Here is a 20,040-nt window from a genome sequence, read left to right as displayed (position 1 = left end):
AAATGTCAAAAGTCATTGAAGTAAAAAACCTTACAATGGATTACGGTCAGGGTAAAGGTATATTTGATTTAAATTTTTCAATTGAGAAAGGTGAAATTGTAGGTTTTTTAGGACCGAATGGTGCAGGTAAGACTACTACGATTCGTGTACTTTTAGGTTTAATTAAAAACCATGCAGGTGAATCATTAATTTCAACATATAATTCAAAAAAGGATCAAATAGAAATCCAAAAACTCATTGGATATCTACCAGGTGAAATTAACTTTCTAGACGACCTTGATGGTTATCAACTGATAAAGTTAATTGCAGATATGAAAAACATTCATGATTTATCCTATGCAGACAGCCTACTTAAGCGATTTAGTTTAGAACCTAAACAACCCATTAAAAAGATGAGTAAAGGAATGAAACAAAAATTAGGCATCGTGCTTGCATTCTTTACGAAACCTGAAATATTAATTTTAGATGAACCTTCATCAGGACTCGATCCACTCATGCAACAATCCTTAATTGATTTAATTTTAGAGCATAAGAAAAATGGTGCAACGATTTTCTTATCCAGTCATATCTTTGAAGAAGTTGAAAAAACCTGTACGCGAGTCATTATGATTAAAACCGGAAAAATCATAACAGATAAACCAATTAGTGATTTGAAACAACAACGTCTAAAAGCGTATGAAATTACATTTGGAAACTCTAAAGATTTAACTTCTTTTTCAAAAGACCATCAAGTTACAATTAAAACTGAATTAAGTTGTATCTATAATTTAGATCATGATTTGAATACATTATTAAAAAATTTAACTCAATATGATGTAAGGGATATTGCAAGAAAAGATATGATTCTAGAAGAAATCTTTATGCAATATTATGGTGATTAATGTGATTTGGCCACTCTTTAAAAAAGAATTAAAATCTCAAGCAATGTTATTTGGTATTTTTGTTGGATTAATTTTAATGTATGGATTTATTGTTGTTACATTATTTAATCCAGATCCTGCAGAAGCTGGATGGTTAGATTTCATTATTGAAACCTATCCTGAAATGATGGATTTAATTGGATTTAATATTGCGGATTTTACAAATTACCAATTATTTATTTCAGGTTATTTATATGGTATGTTATTCCTCTTATTTGGCCTCATATTCGCAATTCTACTTTCTAATAAACTAATTTTCAAATATTTAGATAAAGGTAGTTTTGTCTATTTACATTCAACACCGCATTCAAGAACTCAAATTTTGTTTACACAAATTAAAGTCTTAGGTACATTTCAATTTTTATTAGCACTTATTATGTTTCTAGTTGTCACATTAGGTGGAATGATTCAATATCCAGATTATGTTGACCCATTGAAACTCCTATATTTAAACTTCTCTTATTTATTATTGATGTTTGCATTAGGTTCATTTAATGTCTTTGCATCAAGTATCTTTGAAGGTAAACTTTCATTTGGACTCTCAGTTGGTGTACCTGTATTCTTCTTCTTCCTACAAATGATCGGTAATTTAGGTGGGGATTATGAAGTCTTCAAATATTTCACACCATTCTCACTATTTAATACAGATTATATTATTACCTATGATCCATTAAGTTTTATTTTCAATGGTGTGCTTATTGTAATGACAATACTTCTAACATTCTTAACTTTCCACTTATTTAATAAACGTGATTTAAGTATATAAAAAAGGTGAGCATTTGCTCACCTTAATTTTTTACTGTTTCTTTAAGTTTTTTTTAATGATTAAATCTTTAGACTTCATGACACGCACTGTATTACTACGTTCAGCATCAGAAATTTTCATCTTAACAGTTTTAATGTTTTCTTCAATTTCAGGAATTAAAATATGTTCAATCGCGTTTACACGACGTTTAGTTTTTTCAATTTCTTTAATTAGAATACGATTTTTCTTATCAGATGCTGCGAGTAGAATCAAATCAGGAAGTAAGTCAGATAAGTTTAATACAATTTGATCTAGGATTGGGTTTGTCCCAAGGAAACCATAGGTTAGTTCAAAATCACTTAAACTTTCAATTTTGATTTCAGGAACAGGAACACTCATCACTGATACGGTACCAACTTGAAGTTTAGCTTCAGTAGATGGAATCATAAACTTATCTTTTAGTTCTTCTTTTGTATGGAATGATTTGGCATATGAAAAATCATCAACAACTTGTAAGAAACGTTGTTCAACTTTAGTTCTAAGTTGTTTATATGATTCAATTTGAGCTAAGAATTTACGCATCATTTCATCTTGTTTATCTTTTAATAACTTGTGTCCTTTACGGGTAGTTACTAATTGATTTTTAAGACGCGTAAGCTCCATTCTCGTCGCATTGATAATGTCTGCCATTTTTAATCCTCTTTAGGTTTAGGTGCGTAGTATTCGTCCAAGTGTTTTGTAGATACACGTTTTAATTCAGATCTTGGTAAGATTCTTAATAAATCCCAACCAAGTTCTAATGTACCACTGATAATTTCTCTATTTGATTCAAAACCTTGTGAGATATATTCATTCTCAAAACGGTCTGCAAATTTTGCATAAAGTTTATCAATGTCAGATAATGCAGATTCACCAAGAACTGTTGCAAGCTCTTTGGCTTCTTTACCACGTGCATAGTTTGCGAATAATTGGTTTAAAACGTCTGCATGGTCACTTCTTGTCTTGTTTTTACCAATACCTTTGTCTTTAAGACGTGAAAGTGAAGGTAAAACATCGATTGGAGGTGTGACATTCTTATTATGTAATGAACGAGACAAGATAACTTGTCCTTCAGTAATATATCCAGTTAAGTCTGGAATTGGGTGTGTTTTATCATCTTCTGGCATGGTAAGAATTGGAAGTTGTGTAATTGAACCCTTTTTACCCTTAACACGACCCGCACGTTCATATAATGATGCTAAGTCAGTATACATGTAACCAGGATAACCACGACGACCTGGAACTTCTTTTCTTGCAGCTGAGATTTCACGTAATGATTCTGCATAGTTTGTAATATCTGTTAAGATAACAAGCACGTGCATATCAAGTTCGTAAGCTAAATATTCAGCAGCAGTAATTGCCATACGAGGTGTTGCAATACGTTCAATTGCAGGGTCATTTGCAAGATTTACAAACATGACAGTACGATCAATTGCACCACTTTCTTTAAATGATTCAATGAAGAAGTTAGATTCTTCAAATGTAATACCGATAGCGGCAAATACAACCGCGAATTTATCATCTTTAGATAATACTTTAGCATTTCTTGCAATTTGAGCTGCAAGTTTATTGTGTGGTAGACCTGATCCTGAGAAGATTGGTAACTTTTGACCACGAACTAATGTATTTAAACCATCGATAGCAGAAACACCTGTTTGAATAAATTCATTCGGATAGTCACGTGCAACCGGATTTAATGGTGAACCATTAATATCTGCTCTTTGGTAAGATACGATTTTACCTTTACCATCGATTGGACGACCCATACCATCAAAGACGCGTCCTAAGATTTGTGGTGATAAATCAAGTTCTAGACCATGTCCTAAGAAGACTGCTTTCGCATCGTCAATCTTTAAACCTTGGCTTGATTCAAATAATTGTACTAGGGCAACATCATTATCAATTTCAAGTACACGACCAAATCTTTTCTCATTATTCATGAGTTTGATTTCAACTAATTCATCATATTTAACATTTTCAGTCTTTTTGACAAGGACTAAAGGTCCAACAACTTCAGATACTGTTTTATATTCTTTAATTGCCATAACTTTACGCCCTTTCTAAGTGGTCAAATTGATCTTGCATCTCAGTCATAATGCCTGAAATTTCTTGTTCCACTTTACTTTCTTCAACATATTTGAAGCGACCGATACGTTCTCTTACAGGTAAGTTTTCGATATCTTTATACGCTTTATTTTCTTGTAATGCTTTTTGTGCAAGACGGTTGAATTCAACAATTGCACTTAAAAGTAAGTATTGTTTCTTTGGTGATGCATATGTATCAACTGAGTCAAATGCGTTTTGGTGAAGATAGTCTTCACGAACAAGTTGAGCAGTTAATAATTTTAATCTGTCATCTGCAGATAATGCATCGACCCCAACTAAACGAACGATTTCATTTAATTGTGCTTCTTCTTGAAGGAGTGCATTCACATAATGAACTTGTTTACTCCAACCTGGGTTTACAGTCTTATCAAAGAATTTAAGCATGTCATCATAATAAAGAGAATAACTCTTTAACCAGTCAATCGCTGGGAAGTGACGACGATATGCAAGAGATGCAGATAATCCCCAGAAGACTTTTACAATACGAAGTGTTGCTTGTGATACTGGTTCTGAGGTGTCACCACCTGGAGGTGAAACTGCACCAATCGCAGTGATTGCACCGATTTCTTTACCAAGTGTTTCAACCATACCAGCTCTTTCATAGAATTCTGAAATTCTTGAACCTAAGTAAGCAGGATAACCTTCTTCACCTGGAATTTCTTCTAAACGTGAAGACATTTCACGTAATGCTTCTGCCCAACGAGATGTTGAGTCAGCCATAATCGCAACTTTATAACCCATATCACGGAAATATTCCGCAATTGTAATACCTGTATAAATTGATGCTTCACGTGCAGCAACAGGCATGTTTGAAGTGTTTGCGATTAAAACAGTACGCTTCATTAATGAAGAACCAGTTCTTGGGTCTTGAAGTTCTGGGAATTCTAGTAAAACGTCAGTCATTTCATTACCACGTTCACCACAACCGATATAAACAATAATGTCAGCATCAGCCCATTTAGCAAGTTGATGTTGAACGACTGTTTTACCTGAACCGAATGGTCCAGGGATCGCAGCAATACCACCAATTGCAATCGGGAAGAGTGTATCAATAACTCTTTGACCTGTTACCATTGGTTGTGTTGGAGGTAATTTTCTAGTGTAAGGACGTTTTCTTCTTACTGGCCAGTTTTGTTTCATTGTAAGGTTATGTTCGATACCTTTATCATCAACTAAGACTGCGATAACTGCATCAACATTGCCTTCTAAACTTTGAATTGATTTTAATGTACCATTTAAAGTTGGTGGTACCATGATTTTGTGTAGAACAGTTTCATTCTCACGAACTGTACCAACGACTGTACCTCCAGATACTTTGTCACCAGCTTTTTTAGTTGCTTCAAATTTCCAAATCTTTTCACGATTTAAACGAGGTAAGTCAATACCAAGTGGAATTTGTGCACCAGCTTGATCAAAGATTTTATCGAGTGGACGTTCAATACCATCGAAGATACCTTCAAGTAAGCCAGGCCCAAGTTCAACTGAAAGTGGTTCATTTGTGAAATATACAGGTTCTCCTGGTCCAATACCAGCAGTTTCTTCATAAACCTGAATACTTGCTAAATCACCACGAAGTTCAAGAACTTCACCAATTAATCGCTTTTCAGAAACTCTAACAACGTCATAAACTTGGACGGAAGCCATCCCTTTTGCTACAATCAGTGGTCCTGAAACTTTTGTAATTATTCCGTGTTTTTCCATATAAGTTTCTCCTTTAAATAATTGAAATACCAATTGATTTTTCAATCATGGTCTTCAATTCTTTCAATGTATCTTCATGTTTGCCACCAACTGGTAATTTCAAGAAGATGGGATACATTTTGTCATCATATTTTTCGATAAGTGTTTGAACGAAATCTTCCATTTCATAGTCGTAAATGATGATTTTAACATCAGTTTGAAGTGCTTCGAGCATATGACGTTCTAAGTTATCTTTTGTGTCATGAAATACTTTAACACCTACACTATTTAAGGAGGTAAAAGCTAGATTGGTGGAAAATGCCATCATATCAAACATTTACTTCACGCTCCTTTTTATAATAAATTTCCTTAATTGACTGCATAATCTGTCGTCTTCTTAAGATGTATTCAATAGATGGTGAATAACCATCTAAGTTATAAGTTAAACTTTCAATGATGTCTAATAAATCTTGTCCTAAATCGATATTTAAGAGCGCTAAGAAGTCATGACTTCCAAGTTTACCCTGGCTCTTAAAGTTTTCAACCTTATAAAACTTTCTTAGTTCTGCATATGCGTCTTTTAAATCTATCTTATCAAGTTCGTTAAAGAATGAAACTTTGATATCGCCACCTTCTAAGAAATAAGGATAGAATGTATCTAAACTAAGTTTAAAGACTCTTGCTCTCATGTATAACATGAGATTTTCTTTATCAGTGAACTTTTTAAAGTATAAAGTTAATGCATCATCATTTGCTTTTTTTACTTTGTTTCTTATTTCACCATGTAAATATTTAAATGTTGCATCAGAAATTTCTTTACTTGATTTGATTTTTAAAGATTCAAATAATTGTTTAAGATCTTTATTATTTGATAACCCCTCTAAAACATCACTTGATTTGATATTCGCAAGCCGATTATCTAATTCTACATCAAGTCCAAGTAACTTCTCTTTAATAACATTTGATAAAACACGATGGTCGTCACTTAAATAGAACAATTGGAATATTAGATGATTCGCAGGATAAAGCGTCATTAAAAAAGCTTTTAACTCAATTTCATCTTTCATGAAGGCTTCATCGTTTGTTAACTCTTTTTTAAAGATTTGCATACTTTGAAGCGTATTAATGAGCATGTCTTTGGATAAATTATTGAGTTGATCAACTTGTTTTAAATCTAAAAGTTCAGTTGACTTAGACTTAATGACACCATTGATATATCCTAAATCAGACATATTATCCTAGCCTTTCGTAAATCTCTTTTTCGTAACGTTTTTCAAGATCTGCAACCATTGATTCAAAACTGAAGTTTAAATCGAAGACAGGACCTTCTAAAACGAAACCTGATTCGATATCAAGAGGTTGATTTGATAACTTGAAATTAGTTTTTAAGATTTTATTTAATAAATCAGCTTCAACTAAATCACCAGATCCAGTTGATAATGCTGCTTTGTATAAAGTGTAGTCTTGTTTAGAAACTTTAATGATTTCATCACCAGAGACTGTTTCTTTTTTAATTTGAGTAGCTACAAACTCTAAAAGGTCTTTACCCTTTAATGCCTTTAATTGGTTTAATACATTTTGGAATAAACCTAAAATGTGTTCATGTTTTGCTTTTTCAAGCTCTAATTTTAAATCGCGTTCATGCGTCGCATTAAGCAAACCTAAAGCGAGGTCATATTCATTTTCTAAATCATTTAGAATTTTTTCATTCTTAAGTTTTAATTGAGATTCTACTTGTTCTAATTGATTTTTCTTATTTTGGTTTGCATCAGCGATTAACTTCTTAGTCTCTTTTTCAGCTTGATCTAAAATAATTTGTTCAATCGTCTGACTCATGATTTGTCTTACGCTCCTGTTGGTAAGCCAATATACATTAAGATAGAGACTAATAGAGCTAAGATGGCATAAGTTTCGACTAAGACAGTCATCATGATACCTTTAGTTGAACCTTCAGGTTGTTTTGCAGTCATAAGAATTGATGCTCTTGCAACTACACCTTGGTAAATACCTGATAATAAACCAACAATTGCAATAGGTAATGCTGCAGCAATATAGAGTAAACCTTGTTCATCTGATAAATTCATTGGAAGGTTACCTGATAATAAATCTAACTTTAACATTAAAAGAATTGCAACGATGAAACCATACATACCTTGTGTACCAGGTAATGCTTGTAAGACGAATACTTTACCGAATAATTCAGGTTTTTCTGATAAAACACCGGCAGATGCTTTACCTGCAATCATAACCCCTAAAATAGATCCGAATCCAGCTAAAATTGCTGCTAAACCAATACCGATTAAAGCGTAAGTTAGGCCCATACCTGCATCAATTACAGATTGACCATCTTCAAGAATAAGTGATAAAATTTCCATTTATTTTTCCTCCTATAAATTAGTTTTCTTTATTTTTAATGGAATATACATATTTTAAATTTAGTTGATACGGGTTGAATAAGATACCGCCACCGTTATAGAATTTACCGAAGAATTCTAAATATTGAAGACGGCCAGCGTGAACGTATGCGGATAGCAAGTTCATCGCTAAGTTGAAGATATGTCCACCAATGTAAATTAAACCTGCAAAGATATAACCCATAAAGCCCATTGGGAACATCATTTCAGCAAGTAAGTTCATTGTTGAACCGATCACTGCACCAGATAATGCAAGTGCTAAGATTCTTGAGTATGATAGGATATCCCCTAAGAATGAGGTTGCATTATAAAGTCCTATAATACCAAAGAGTGTTCTTGTGATAACGTTCTTCTTTGCATGTGCTGTAAAGAGTACAACTAGTGCGGCACCAGTTAAGGCAACAACAACACCAATTGTCATACCATAAGGTATACCTGGAATCACTGCAATGCCAATACCAAGTAAGACTAAGATCCACGATAGACCATCACCTAACATGCCTAAGATGTCACCATCTCTTACGAGATTAATACATTTAAGAACTAAACCAGTTATGATATGTAATACTCCTAAAGCAAGACAGAAGATTAACATTTCAAGTGGTTTTTCCATGAGACTCAATGTATACTCAGGTGGTAGAATGCCGATTTCATATCCGAAGAACGAACCATAGAGTATACCTGCAACGACAGTTGATAACCCTGAGAATCCAAAGACAGTTAACAGTGATTTTGTGCCACCTTTAGGTTTTAACAACTTCAAGAATAGGAAGCAACCAATCATCATAATTAGTCCATACCCAATATCTCCCATCATTAGACCGAAGATAATCCAGTACCAGACACTCATTGAAGGGTTAGGGTCAACCTCATTTGAAGCTGGTGGTGAAAAGGTATTTGTAATCGATTCAAATGGTTGAACCAGTTTATTGTTCTTGAATGCTGTTGGAACAACTTCACCTTCTTCTGGTTCAACTAAATCAAGCTCATAAATAATTTCAGCCTGATCAAGTGATTTCTTTAATGCATCAACCTTAGATTCAATAATCCAACCTTCTAAGTATTCAGTATAAGTTGTTTGTGCATAACTAATTTGGTTTAAATTATGTTTATTCACAAGTTGGTCATAAAGAATCTTATACTGTGCAATATTTTCAGATTCATTAGCAAGTTCTAATTCAAGTTTAGCTTTTTCTTCTGCTAATTGATCTGAATCATTTAAGTATGCTTGATAAATCAGTTGATTTTTTTGAGCATAGTTTGGCATTTCAATTTGATTAAATCGATAATCACCTAAGATTATTCTCAATAAATCAGTTTGAGATAATACCGTTTTAACTACCAATGAATCTTCTGTTACATTTTCAACATAAAGTTTAATATAACCTAATTGGAGTAAATCCATTAATTTAAACTTAAATGCTTTAAATATTTCTTCATGACTCATCATTGAAATGATTTCAAGGATTTCTTGTTTTAACACATTATGCATTGAAGTAACTTTACTGATTTCATCGGCATATGCTCTAAATTGATTTAATGCTGTTAAAATCTCTTCAAGTCTAGCTTCTGCATTTTGGATTGAACTTTCCTTTTGTTTAATTAACTCTGTTGGAATTAAATCTACTTTCTCTAATTCAATAAATTCAATATCAGTTAAGCCTTCTAAAACTTGGTCTCTTAAATCTTTTAAGTAAGTTAATCCAACATATGCGTGTGTTTTAGATTCACTAAAGTTTGTTAAACTTAACCCTGCTTTAGATTTTAGATTGTTATAACCTTTAGATTTTAATCTAACCTTAGCAAACTTCGTTTCTAAGAGTTCTGAAGTATCTAGTTTCTTAAGACTTAAGGTTAAACTTTCAAAAGGTTTTAACTGACTGATTTCTTGTTTGAAAGCTGCAATATCATTTCTTAAACTTTGTCTTTCGTTAGCAAGTGCTAAGACGTTGTGAATTGTTGATTCATTCACAGTCATTTCTTTTGAATCAACTTTCTTCTTAGCAAGTTGATTAATGATTTGGAGTGCTTGCTTCTTTTGTTCTTCAAATTTTTGAATTTTTGAATTTAAATTATCTAGTTTTTGAAGTAAATCTGTACCTTGTGGTAGTTCATTATTTAAACCTGATAATTTTAATTCATTTAAGAAGAATCTTTGTTTAAGTGTTGCAACCACAAAATATGTTTGCTTATCGACTGTATCAAAGACTTCATACTGACTGCCAAAGCGTTCAAGTGTTTGAATGAATTCTTCACCATTTTTATGATCTACCGATCCAAAGATTGTATCAATCGTTTTTATTTTCTTGATATCTTGATTTGGTATATCTAAATTAAGGTATGGTTTAATGAGACTCATTTTGGCTTTAACTTGATTCATCTTTTCGTTGATGGCATCAATTTTGTCTCCAATTGAAAGTATCAATGGAATTCTTGAGAGAACATTTTCATCTATTTCATCAAAACTTGATTGATCAATTTCAATAAAATCAGATCCAAAACTCTTCTTAACATGTGGTTTTAAGAGTTCAATAACACGTTCTGCATCCTTTATTCTTTGATTTTCTACATTGGGTTTTTGATGATTCTCTGTCAGCATAAAAAAGGCATGTCTTTGTAACAGCTTTAATGTGGCTTCTTTTTGATTGTTAAATACGAAAAGCTGTGCCTTTTTTACAGGAATAATCATGCAGAAATAACCTCTTTAACGAGTTTATCTTTATAAGTCTTCTCAATTGAATCTGCTTTTTCTTTAAATGATTGACGAACTTTTGCTAAATTTTGTTCGAAATCTTTTTCAAGTTTAGCTTTTTCTGATTCAAACTTTTTCTTTAAATCAGATGAAGCACGATCAAGTTGTTCTTGATATGTTTTTTCTAAAGCTTCAATTTGTGCTTTAGTTTCTTTTAAAAGAGCTTCTACTTTTTTAGCTGCATCATCTTTAAGTTTTAAAGCTTCTTGTTCAGCTTGATAGATCTTTTCTAATGTTTTCATCTAAACACTCCTTCTTTAAAATTTTTCTTTAAAACGTCCTAACGACATAGAAAACCATGGCATGTAATATACGCATGTCAAGTGATGACTTTCGCTTATGATCAAGTTGGTTTAATATGTAACGTAATTTCATGTGTTATTGTATCATGAAATTTCTTTTTTCATAAGCGTTTTGCATGCGTTTTCATTAAATAAATTTTATTAACTATAATTTTATTCAATTACGTCTTTATTTATAAAATATTCTTTCGCGTAAGATTTAAAAAAATCTTAATTAAGGCAATTGATATAACTGTTATTTCAAGTCTACCAACAAACATTCCTATTGTTCCGGTCCATAATACAACTGCTGGTGCCGATAATGAGACAATACCTGTTGAATAACCAACAGATCCTAAAAGTGATGCAAATTCAAATAATGAATCTTCAAATCCGTATCCGTGTGCCATAAAGATATAACTACCTAAAAATAGAAAGATCATATAAAGCACAATGAATGCATAGTTATGTCGTATTTCAACATCTGTTACTTTTTCATAATTACCAAATCTTAAAATAAAGTTTGAACGAACAGTTCTTCTGCCACTCATCTTATCTCGGATATACCAATAACTACTCTTTAATGCCAATGCAACTCTACCTTGCTTCATCGCACCTGTTGTTGAACCTGCCTGTCCACCGATAATCATAATTAAAATAATAATACCAATTGAAAGTGGTGGGAATGCATTGATACTTGGAACAATCTGAAGGCCTGTTGTTGTAATTCCAGAAATAAATTGGAAGGATGCAACTCTTAAGCTATATAAGAAATCCCAATCTAAACTTAACATTAGATTCATTGTTATAATGGAAACACCTGCTAAAAAAGCAATACCCAGGACTATCCATTCAGCATGTTTAAATGCTTTTTTAAATTTTCCAGTAATGATGAAGGTATGAATTAAAAAGTTTGTTGACCCTAAAATCATTAAGACCATTGCAACAATTTCAATACCAATATTATTGTAATAACCTAATGATGCTTTGTGTGGTGCAAATCCACCGGTCGAAACAGATGTAATTGAATAATTGATAGCGTCAAACAATGTCATACCAAAAATCATAAACAAAATCGTTCCTACTAAGACATATCCAATATAAATACCTAAGATGAGTCTTGCAGATTTTGCAACATTACTAATTAGGTTGTCTGTATGACCTTCTGCATTATAAAGTCTTAATCCATATCTATCTGAAATTGTTGATGTAATGACTAAGACTAATCCAACACCACCAAATAGCATTAAGAAACTTCGATATAAGACAAAGATTCTAGGTAGGGTATCCGCATCAAATAGTGATACACCGGTCGTTGTAAATCCTGCGGTTGTTTCAAAAACTGATTGTGTAAAATTGGCACCATACATCATAAAAGGTATACTTGATGCAAAGATAACAACAATCCACATTGTGACAAGGAACACAGCATCTTCAAAACGCTCGAGTTTTGCAAGATGTTTTTTTCTAATTAATAAACTTAATAGTAGCCCAATAATGATTGATGAAATACCAGGAATTAAGAAATGCCAAAGATATTGAGATTCTTCTGGGTTAAAGACAAGACCAAAAAGTGCAAGTAATTGAATTAAGCCCGCAAGTGAAATAAAAATACCTAAATAGCCGAGTAAAAGTCTAAAACCTTTTATGGTTTTTATTTCTTCTGTCATTGTTTCTTCTCATTTAACATTGTAAATATTGATTTTTGGTCTTCTGCTGCTGAAACAATTAATAATTTGTCACCAACATGAATTGTCGTACGACCATTTGGAATAATTGTTTGATTACCACGTAAAATACACGAAATGTTAATTCTAGGTGGTAAATTAATATGCATAATTTGTTTATTATGTAGATGGTATGATTCAATCACTTCAATCTCAGTAATGGCAATTTTTTCATCTTCCATAGTAAGGGTTTTAAACATTGCTTTTACATTGGCTTCTTCTTTGATGATTTGTCCTAACATATAGATGGAAGAAATTGCTGTATGAATACCTAATTTTTTAAAGATATCAACTCGTTTAGGGTTGAGGACACGGCAAATTGCTTTTTTAACATTGAAAAGATTTTTAGCAACCATACACGTAATATAGTTATCAATGTCATTTTCAGATAACGCAACAATAACATCATAATCATAAGCATTTGCATCTTCAAAAACATAACTTTTCGTAGGATCACCGACTAAAACAGGAATTCTATGATGATCTGTAATATATTTTGCAGCATCTTCATCATCATTGATGACTAATACTGAATGTTTTTCTTTTAAGAACATGCCAATCATGTAATCTGCTTCGTTTTTACCACCGACGATGATTATCTTCATTTCTTGTCACCTGCCTCTAGTTTCATAAATGCTTCAATTGACAAGTTAAATGGATAGATTACTTGAATTCTCGTATTTTCAATTAATTTACCCTTGGATGTATCAAAAAGTCGAATGTAAATTTTTGGTATATCAAAAAAGTTTAAAGCTAAATGTGCAATATAAATATTCACATTATCATTACCTGTGACGATGACGACTCTTTCAACATTTTCAGGATTAACTGCTTCAAGAACTTCCATCTCTGTTGCATCACCTAGAATAATGTTTCCAGAAAAATCATCTGGCAACTTTCTAAATGCAGTTTGATCTTTATCGATAATATCAACTAAGTTTCCTTGTTCTGCTAGATGTGATGCAATGTTTGAACCAAGTCTACCAGAGCCAATAACCATTGTTTTATTTCTCATCTTTTTCTCCATGTTTACTTTGTAACTATATCTATTTTACCACGCAACGCCAAAGGTTAAATAAAAAAGCCATACATAGTTTAACTATATATGGCTAAGTTTATAAATTATTTTTCTTCACCAGATACTGTGAGTTTACCAACGTAGACAGTTGGAGAACCATAACCTGATGTTTGGAATTGAAGATCTGAACCGATACGTTCAACGTTGTTTAAAAGATTGAACCAGTTACCTGATAAGACAACCATCTTAACTGCATGGTCTAACTTACCATCTTTGATTGCAACCCCACCAGCTTGTAGTGAGAAGTCACCTGATGTTGTATTTACACCAGCATGAAGACCAACAAGTTCAGTTACATAGAAGCCATCAGCAATTGGAGCTAAAACTTCATCAAATGATAACTCACCTGGTTCTAAGTAAAGTCCAGCTGGAGCGATACCACCACCAAATGCATTACCAGTTGGTTCTTCATTAAATAACGCTGCAGTTCTTAATGAGTGTAAGAAACCAGTGAAACGGCCAGCATCAACAACCTTCTTAGGATTTGCTGCTACACCTTCATCATCAAATGAATTTTTAAATGGTGATAATTCATGTAATGAATTGTCCCAAATTGTAACATTTGGAGATGCAATCATTTCACCCTTCTTGTCTTTTAATGCTGTTGTCTTACGATATGCAGCTTCACCTGAGAATAAACCTGAGTAAACAGATAACATATCAGAGAAACGTTTGCTAGAGAAGACAACATCATATTGAGCAGTTTTAAGTGATTTACCACCAAGTTTTCTTAAACCTTCTTGGATTGTTGCTTCTGCTTCTTTAACTGGATCTAATTCATCAAATGATTTGATAATTTTGATATCATAACCAGTTTTGATGTCACCATCTTGTTCAAAGATTGCATAAGCAAGTGCATAAGCAAAGTTATGACGTTTTGTAAGATTTAAGCCTTTAGAGTTAACAATTGTAGTTTCACCAAATGATTCTGAATATTGTGAAACTTCAACTTGTTTAACTAATTTGTTTTTCTTAACTTCTTTTTCAAGTGCTTGAAGATATGCAATTTTCTTTTCAACAGGTACTGTATCAAAGTCAAACTTGTTTTCTTCAACATGAGGATATGATTTTGATCCTTCAAAGATAATTGCAGGTTCTTTAACAGTAACTGCTTTAGCATTTTGAATTAAACGATCAAATACGAGTTCAACTGCTTCAGTTGATAAGTTTTCAACAGATGCTGCAACCATTTTACCGTCATAAATACCTTTAATACGAGCAGTTGTTACATCACTGTTTGTAAATGATTCAACTTTACCTTCATAAAGTTCAATTGATAAAGATTTATTTCTTGTTGAATAAACTTCAACATCTGAAAATCCTTTTTTAAGTCCTAATTCAATCCATGATTTAAACATTACGTTTACCTCCTTGACCACCTACGAGCATTTTAGATACACGGATGGTTGGTTGTCCAACGTCAGTTGGGATTGAACCTGAACCTGCTCCACACATACCTTGACCATAAGTCTTGTTATTTGCAACACGGTCAATTAATTTAATAACTTCAGCACCGTGACCAATTAACATTGCACCACGTACTGGTTTTGTAATTTTACCATCTTCGATCATATAACCTTCATTAACTGCGAAGTTAAATTCACCGGTTGCTGGGTTAACTGTACCACCACCAAGTTTTTTAGCAAATAGACCATACTTAGTATCTTTAATGATATCTTCCCAATTGTCAGTACCATTATCGATATAAGTTGTATTCATACGTGCTGTTGGTGCATATTTGTAGTTTTGACGACGACCTGAACCAGTTGAATGATAGCCCATTCTCTTACCGTTTCTTTCATCTGATAAGTAACCTTTTAGGATACCTTTTTCAATTAATAAATTCTTTTGAGTCTTGTTACCTTCATCATCGAATGTAGAACGACCCCATTGACCTTCTTCATCACCATCATCATACGCTGTAACAAGCTCTGATGCGACTTTTTCACCTAACTTACCAGCAAATGGTGATAAGCCTTTAGAAACTGCTGATGTTTCAAGTGGGTGACCAACTGCTTCGTGGAAGATAACCCCACCAAAACCGTTGTGTAAAACAACTGGCATTTCTTGTGGTTCCATGTTATCTGCATAAAGATATGTCATTACAGATTCAGCAACTTCAAGTGCTAATTGTTTAAAATCAATTTCATCAAAAATTTCAAAGCCCATGTTTCGCCCTGGTGCTTCATAAGCATCTTGCATTAATGGACCATCTTGTGCAACTGCTGACATCACAACTCTTGTGTATGTTCTAACATCATCTTGGTAAATACCTTTTGAGTTAGCGATTAAAACTTTTTGTTCCCATTCAATTAAAGTTGTACCCGCTTGAACGATTTTTTCGTTTTGAGATTTCATTAAATTTGAAAGCTCAACAAGTTTAGCACTCTTTTCTGATGGTGTTAATGCCCCATGAGGGATTTTAACTGTATACTTATAAGGTTTCTTTTCACCAAGTGGAAGAGCTTTATTAGCTGCACCATTAAATGAACCTCTTAAGTTTAACATTAATTTTTTAACGGATTCATATGAAGTATCGTTTGAATATCCATAGACTTCGTCGATTCCTTGTAAAAGACGTACACCAACACCATGGACATTACCCATTCCAACACCGATGACATCACCGTTGTTGACACGAATATTGCCTGTGTATGTATCTTCTAGGAAGATTTCAGAGAAATCTGCACCAGTTTCTAAACCGAGTTGCAGTAACTCTTGTAATTCTGATTTACTAAGCATTTGATTCTACCTCCTGTTTGTCATATTGTAACTGATAAAGGTTATAATATAAACCTTTTTGTTTTAACAATTGTTGATGAGTACCAGATTCTTTGATCTCACCTTTGCTCATTACGATAATTTTATCACTATGTTGAATTGTCGATAAGCGATGTGCAACGATTAACATCGTTGAAATGTTCATCATCTTAGTTAGAGACTGTTGAATAATGCTCTCTGTCTCTGAATCGATATTCGCTGTTGCTTCATCTAAGATCATTAATCTTGGTTCATAGACGACTGCTCTTGCAAATGAAATCAGTTGTCTTTCTCCACTTGAGAAATTATTTCCACGTTCTCTGACCATATGGTCTAGTCCATCTGGTAATTTTTTGAGTACATGGTCAAGTCCAACATAGTTTGAAGCTTCAATAACTTTTTCTTCACTAATAGATTCATCATGAAGTGTGATGTTATCTCGAATAGTACCACTAAATAAGAAGACATCTTGTAACATTTGTCCTACAAAACTTCTTAAACTCGAGCGTTTAATTCGTTTAATGTTGATACCATCAATTAAGATTTCACCTTGTTGAATATCATAGTTTCTAACAATAAGTTGCAAGATAGTTGTTTTGCCTGAACCTGTTGCACCAACAAAAGCAACTGTTTCATCTGGTTCAACTTTAAATGAGATACCTTTTAATACCCATTCATCAGGAATATATTGGAACCAAACATCTTTAAATTCGATTTGTCCTTTGAAATCTTCAAGTTCAATGGCATCTTCTTCATCTACAATGTCAGGAGCAGTATCTAATACATCAAAGATTTTTTCAGCACTTGCAAATCCATTTTGAAGTGAGTTGAATTGATCTGCAATGTTTTGAATTGGATCAAAGAACTGTCCAACATATACATAGAATGAAATGAACATACCAATGGATAATGACCCTTCAAATACAGATGAGATACCATAGTAAATCGAAAGTAAGGTTGCAACCATTGCAAGCATCCAAATTAATGGGCGATAGACAGAGAATACAATAATTTCTTTGATATAGCTCTTTTCTAATTTGTCGTTGATTTCTTTAAATTGATTTAACTTCTTTTCTTCTTGATTAAAGACTTGGGTGATTTTCATACCAGATAAGTTTTCAGATAAGAAACCATTCACTTCAGAGACATTGTTTCTTACTTGTCGATATGCTTTTCTTGAATATTTTCTAAAGAGTACTGAAGAAATCACAATGAATGGAACAGTTACCATCGTAATTAAAGCCATACGCCAGTTAATCACAAATAATATTGTTGCAATAATTACAATCATTAAAATGCTTCGAATTAAGTTCACAATTGAATTTGTGAACATGTCTGAGATGTTACCTGGATCGTTTGTTGCACGGGTAACTAATTTACCAACAGGTAATTGATTAATTTGACCAATTGATAAATTTTCAATATGTTTAAATACTTGAAGTCTTAAATCGTGTGTCACTGTTTGTCCAATTTCTTGTAACATCATATTTTGGAAGAATCCAACGAAAACAGATAACACCATCATTAAGAGTAAAATGCCTGCACCGATTGCAACTGCAATCATTTTAGTTTCAAATGTCACATCTTCTCTAACCATTAAATCAACGGATAAACCTGATGCAAGTGGTAAGACCATATTTGAGAAGGTTGTTAGGATCATCATTAAGAATGCACCAACAAACTTCCAACTATAAGGTCTTAAGTATGAAAGGAGACGTCTAATTAAATGTGAATCTTGTCTAGCTTGTGTAGACTCATTAAAATCACGCATTTTCTCCCTCCCCTACTAATGCTTCCAGTTCTTGGAGTTTGACCATATCTTGATAAACCGTATTGTTCTTTAAAAGTTCTTTATGACTTCCAAATCCAATCATTTTACCGTTTTCTAGAAGAATAATTTTATCTAACTTTTTAACTGTTGAAATACGATGTGCAATCATTAGAGTTGTTTTACCACGTCTAACTTTACGTAGATTAGAAATGATTGCTTCTTCAGTTTTAGTATCAACAGCAGAAACCGAGTCATCCAGTATTAAAATCTTAGGATCTTTAGCAAGTGCTCTTGCAATTGAGATTCTTTGCTTTTGACCACCAGAGACAGTCACACCACGTTCACCTAAGATCGTTTCATATTTATCTTGGAATTCCATGATATTGTCATGAACGTCTGAAAGTTTCGCAACTTCTTCTAAATACTTTTGATCAATTGGTTCTTTAAATGAGAAACCAATATTATTTTTAATCGTATCTGAATATAAGAAGTTATCTTGTGGTACATAACCAATCGCATCTCTAAGCGTTTTTACGTGAAGATGATTAATATCATGTCCACTAAAATAAATCATATCTTTATCTGTGTTATAAACTCTTAAGAATAACTCAACAAGTGTTGATTTACCAGATCCAGTTTTACCTAGGATTCCAACCATTTCACCTGCTTTAACATCAAAACTAATATTTTCAAGTGCTGGTTTTTCTGCATCTTTATAAGTGAATGTTAAGTTTTTAACTGAAATTGAACCATCAAGTTCAACATCGATAATTGCATCTTTATCATTTGTAATATCAACTTTAGATTCTAAAAATTTGTGAATACGTTTAGCTGATGCTTGTGCTTGTCCATTTAAGTTCATAAACCATGAGATTGCAAACACTGGCCAAAGGAGTGTAAAGAAATAAGAAATATACTCTGTTAAATCACCTGGTGTTGAAAAGCCTTGTGCAACAAGTATTGATCCATAAACTAGGATGGATAATACAACAAGGGTGATCATGACATCAATGATGATGTTAACAAAGACTGCATAGCGCATATGTGCCATTGATCTGTCTTTGACATCTTTACTCTTCTTACTAAATGTAATTGCTTCGTACATCTCTTTTACATAAGCTTTAATAACTGTAATACCTGTGAATGATTCTTGTGCAAAATCACTCATGTTTTCAAATGCTTCTTGGCGAAGTTTAAACTTCTTTTCCATCTTTAGTTCTAAGAAGAACACTAAGACTCCCATTAATGCAATTGGTATAAATGCATAGAGTGTCATCACCCAATTAAGTGAAAACATTCTAGCTAAAACGAACCCACCTAAGACCAATCCGTCAATTAAGGTTAGGAATCCGTATCCGTATAATTCTCTGACCGCCCCTAAATCGTTAATGAAGTAACTCATTAACCCACCGATTTTCTCACGAGAATAAAAATCTTGAGATAATTCGGTTGCGTGCTTGAACATATGTTCTCTTATATCTGTCTCAATTTTTCGGCTTGTACCAAACAAGAGATAACGCCAGAGAAATCTCCCTAGCGTCATAAACACGATAATTGTTATCATTGTACCTAATATGCCGAATATGTGTTCAATTTGGGTGAATTCACCTTCATCAACACCTGTAATGATGACATTGATAAGTCGAGGTATCTCAAGTTGGTAATAATCTAATAAAACTAAGAATACGATACCAAGCAAGAGTTGCAGTCCATATTTAATGTAGTAATGCCTGAAATGCTTTAGAAATATCATAATAAACTCCTCGT

18 protein-coding genes are annotated in these 20,040 nt (G+C 32.9%); 2 read left to right on the top strand and 16 right to left on the bottom strand.

Features of this window, described 5'->3' with window-relative positions; genetic code table 11:
• Positions 1-2 precede the first annotated feature (2 nt).
• Positions 3-881: an ABC transporter ATP-binding protein gene (locus JV173_RS00790; RefSeq protein WP_205734388.1), complete on the top strand. Its 879-nt coding sequence runs from the start codon at positions 3-5 to the stop codon at positions 879-881.
• Positions 871-1,686: an ABC transporter permease subunit gene (locus JV173_RS00785; protein ID WP_205734387.1), complete on the top strand. Its 816-nt coding sequence runs from the start codon at positions 871-873 to the stop codon at positions 1,684-1,686. The genes JV173_RS00790 and JV173_RS00785 overlap by 11 nt, the downstream gene beginning before the upstream one ends.
• 30 nt (positions 1,687-1,716) lie before the next feature.
• On the opposite strand, the gene JV173_RS00780 is transcribed toward JV173_RS00785, so the two are convergent.
• The 16 genes from JV173_RS00780 to JV173_RS00705 all read right to left on the bottom strand — a co-directional run bounded on the left by JV173_RS00780 (position 1,717) and on the right by JV173_RS00705 (position 20,026).
• Entirely contained in the window at positions 1,717-2,355 is a 639-nt protein-coding gene (locus JV173_RS00780) for a V-type ATP synthase subunit D (RefSeq protein WP_205734386.1), read from the bottom strand.
• A 2-nt stretch (positions 2,356-2,357) separates the two neighbouring features.
• Positions 2,358-3,749 carry a V-type ATP synthase subunit B gene (locus tag JV173_RS00775; RefSeq protein WP_205734385.1) on the bottom strand — a complete coding sequence of 464 codons (1,392 nt, stop codon included), beginning with the start codon at positions 3,747-3,749 and terminating at the stop codon, positions 2,358-2,360.
• 4 nt (positions 3,750-3,753) lie between these two features.
• The gene (locus tag JV173_RS00770; protein ID WP_205734384.1) at positions 3,754-5,511 is read right to left on the bottom strand and encodes a V-type ATP synthase subunit A; all 1,758 of its coding nucleotides are present in this window, start codon (positions 5,509-5,511) and stop codon (positions 3,754-3,756) included.
• A 13-nt stretch (positions 5,512-5,524) separates the two neighbouring features.
• Positions 5,525-5,827 carry a V-type ATP synthase subunit F gene (locus tag JV173_RS00765; RefSeq protein WP_205734383.1) on the bottom strand — a complete coding sequence of 101 codons (303 nt, stop codon included), beginning with the start codon at positions 5,825-5,827 and terminating at the stop codon, positions 5,525-5,527.
• A complete protein-coding gene (locus JV173_RS00760; RefSeq protein WP_205734382.1) occupies positions 5,820-6,722 on the bottom strand; it encodes a hypothetical protein in 903 nt (300 codons plus the stop codon). Before JV173_RS00760 ends, JV173_RS00765 begins: the two co-directional genes overlap by 8 nt.
• A 1-nt stretch (position 6,723) precedes the next feature.
• Positions 6,724-7,326, bottom strand: a complete 603-nt coding sequence (locus JV173_RS00755; RefSeq protein WP_205734381.1) for a V-type ATP synthase subunit E — start codon at positions 7,324-7,326, stop codon at positions 6,724-6,726.
• An 8-nt stretch (positions 7,327-7,334) separates the two neighbouring features.
• The gene (locus JV173_RS00750; RefSeq protein ID WP_240452993.1) at positions 7,335-7,865 is read right to left on the bottom strand and encodes a V-type ATP synthase subunit K; all 531 of its coding nucleotides are present in this window, start codon (positions 7,863-7,865) and stop codon (positions 7,335-7,337) included.
• Positions 7,866-7,884: 19 nt separating this feature from the next.
• Positions 7,885-10,593, bottom strand: coding sequence for a V-type ATPase 116kDa subunit family protein (locus JV173_RS00745; protein WP_205734380.1), 2,709 nt, complete (start codon positions 10,591-10,593; stop codon positions 7,885-7,887).
• On the bottom strand, positions 10,590-10,898 hold the full coding sequence (locus JV173_RS00740) for a hypothetical protein (protein ID WP_205734379.1): 309 nt from the start codon (positions 10,896-10,898) through the stop codon (positions 10,590-10,592). The genes JV173_RS00745 and JV173_RS00740 overlap by 4 nt, the downstream gene beginning before the upstream one ends.
• A 233-nt stretch (positions 10,899-11,131) precedes the next feature.
• Positions 11,132-12,607: a TrkH family potassium uptake protein gene (locus JV173_RS00735; RefSeq protein ID WP_205734378.1), complete on the bottom strand. Its 1,476-nt coding sequence runs from the start codon at positions 12,605-12,607 to the stop codon at positions 11,132-11,134.
• Positions 12,604-13,269 carry a potassium channel family protein gene (locus JV173_RS00730; protein WP_205734377.1) on the bottom strand — a complete coding sequence of 222 codons (666 nt, stop codon included), beginning with the start codon at positions 13,267-13,269 and terminating at the stop codon, positions 12,604-12,606. Before JV173_RS00730 ends, JV173_RS00735 begins: the two co-directional genes overlap by 4 nt.
• Positions 13,266-13,679 carry an NAD-binding protein gene (locus JV173_RS00725; protein ID WP_205734376.1) on the bottom strand — a complete coding sequence of 138 codons (414 nt, stop codon included), beginning with the start codon at positions 13,677-13,679 and terminating at the stop codon, positions 13,266-13,268. Before JV173_RS00725 ends, JV173_RS00730 begins: the two co-directional genes overlap by 4 nt.
• Positions 13,680-13,786: 107 nt before the next feature.
• Positions 13,787-15,100: a TldD/PmbA family protein gene (locus JV173_RS00720; protein WP_205734375.1), complete on the bottom strand. Its 1,314-nt coding sequence runs from the start codon at positions 15,098-15,100 to the stop codon at positions 13,787-13,789.
• On the bottom strand, positions 15,093-16,484 hold the full coding sequence (locus tag JV173_RS00715) for a TldD/PmbA family protein (RefSeq protein ID WP_205734374.1): 1,392 nt from the start codon (positions 16,482-16,484) through the stop codon (positions 15,093-15,095). The genes JV173_RS00720 and JV173_RS00715 overlap by 8 nt, the downstream gene beginning before the upstream one ends.
• On the bottom strand, positions 16,477-18,273 hold the full coding sequence (locus JV173_RS00710) for an ABC transporter ATP-binding protein (protein ID WP_205734373.1): 1,797 nt from the start codon (positions 18,271-18,273) through the stop codon (positions 16,477-16,479). The genes JV173_RS00715 and JV173_RS00710 overlap by 8 nt, the downstream gene beginning before the upstream one ends.
• Positions 18,266-20,026: an ABC transporter ATP-binding protein gene (locus tag JV173_RS00705; protein ID WP_205734372.1), complete on the bottom strand. Its 1,761-nt coding sequence runs from the start codon at positions 20,024-20,026 to the stop codon at positions 18,266-18,268. The genes JV173_RS00710 and JV173_RS00705 overlap by 8 nt, the downstream gene beginning before the upstream one ends.
• Positions 20,027-20,040 lie beyond the last annotated feature (14 nt).

This window comes from Acholeplasma equirhinis (genome assembly GCF_017052655.1).
Lineage (GTDB): Bacteria > Bacillota_I > Bacilli_A > Acholeplasmatales > Acholeplasmataceae > Acholeplasma > Acholeplasma equirhinis.
Note: the sequence above shows the minus strand (reverse complement) of the source record. Positions and strands in the feature narration are given on the sequence as shown.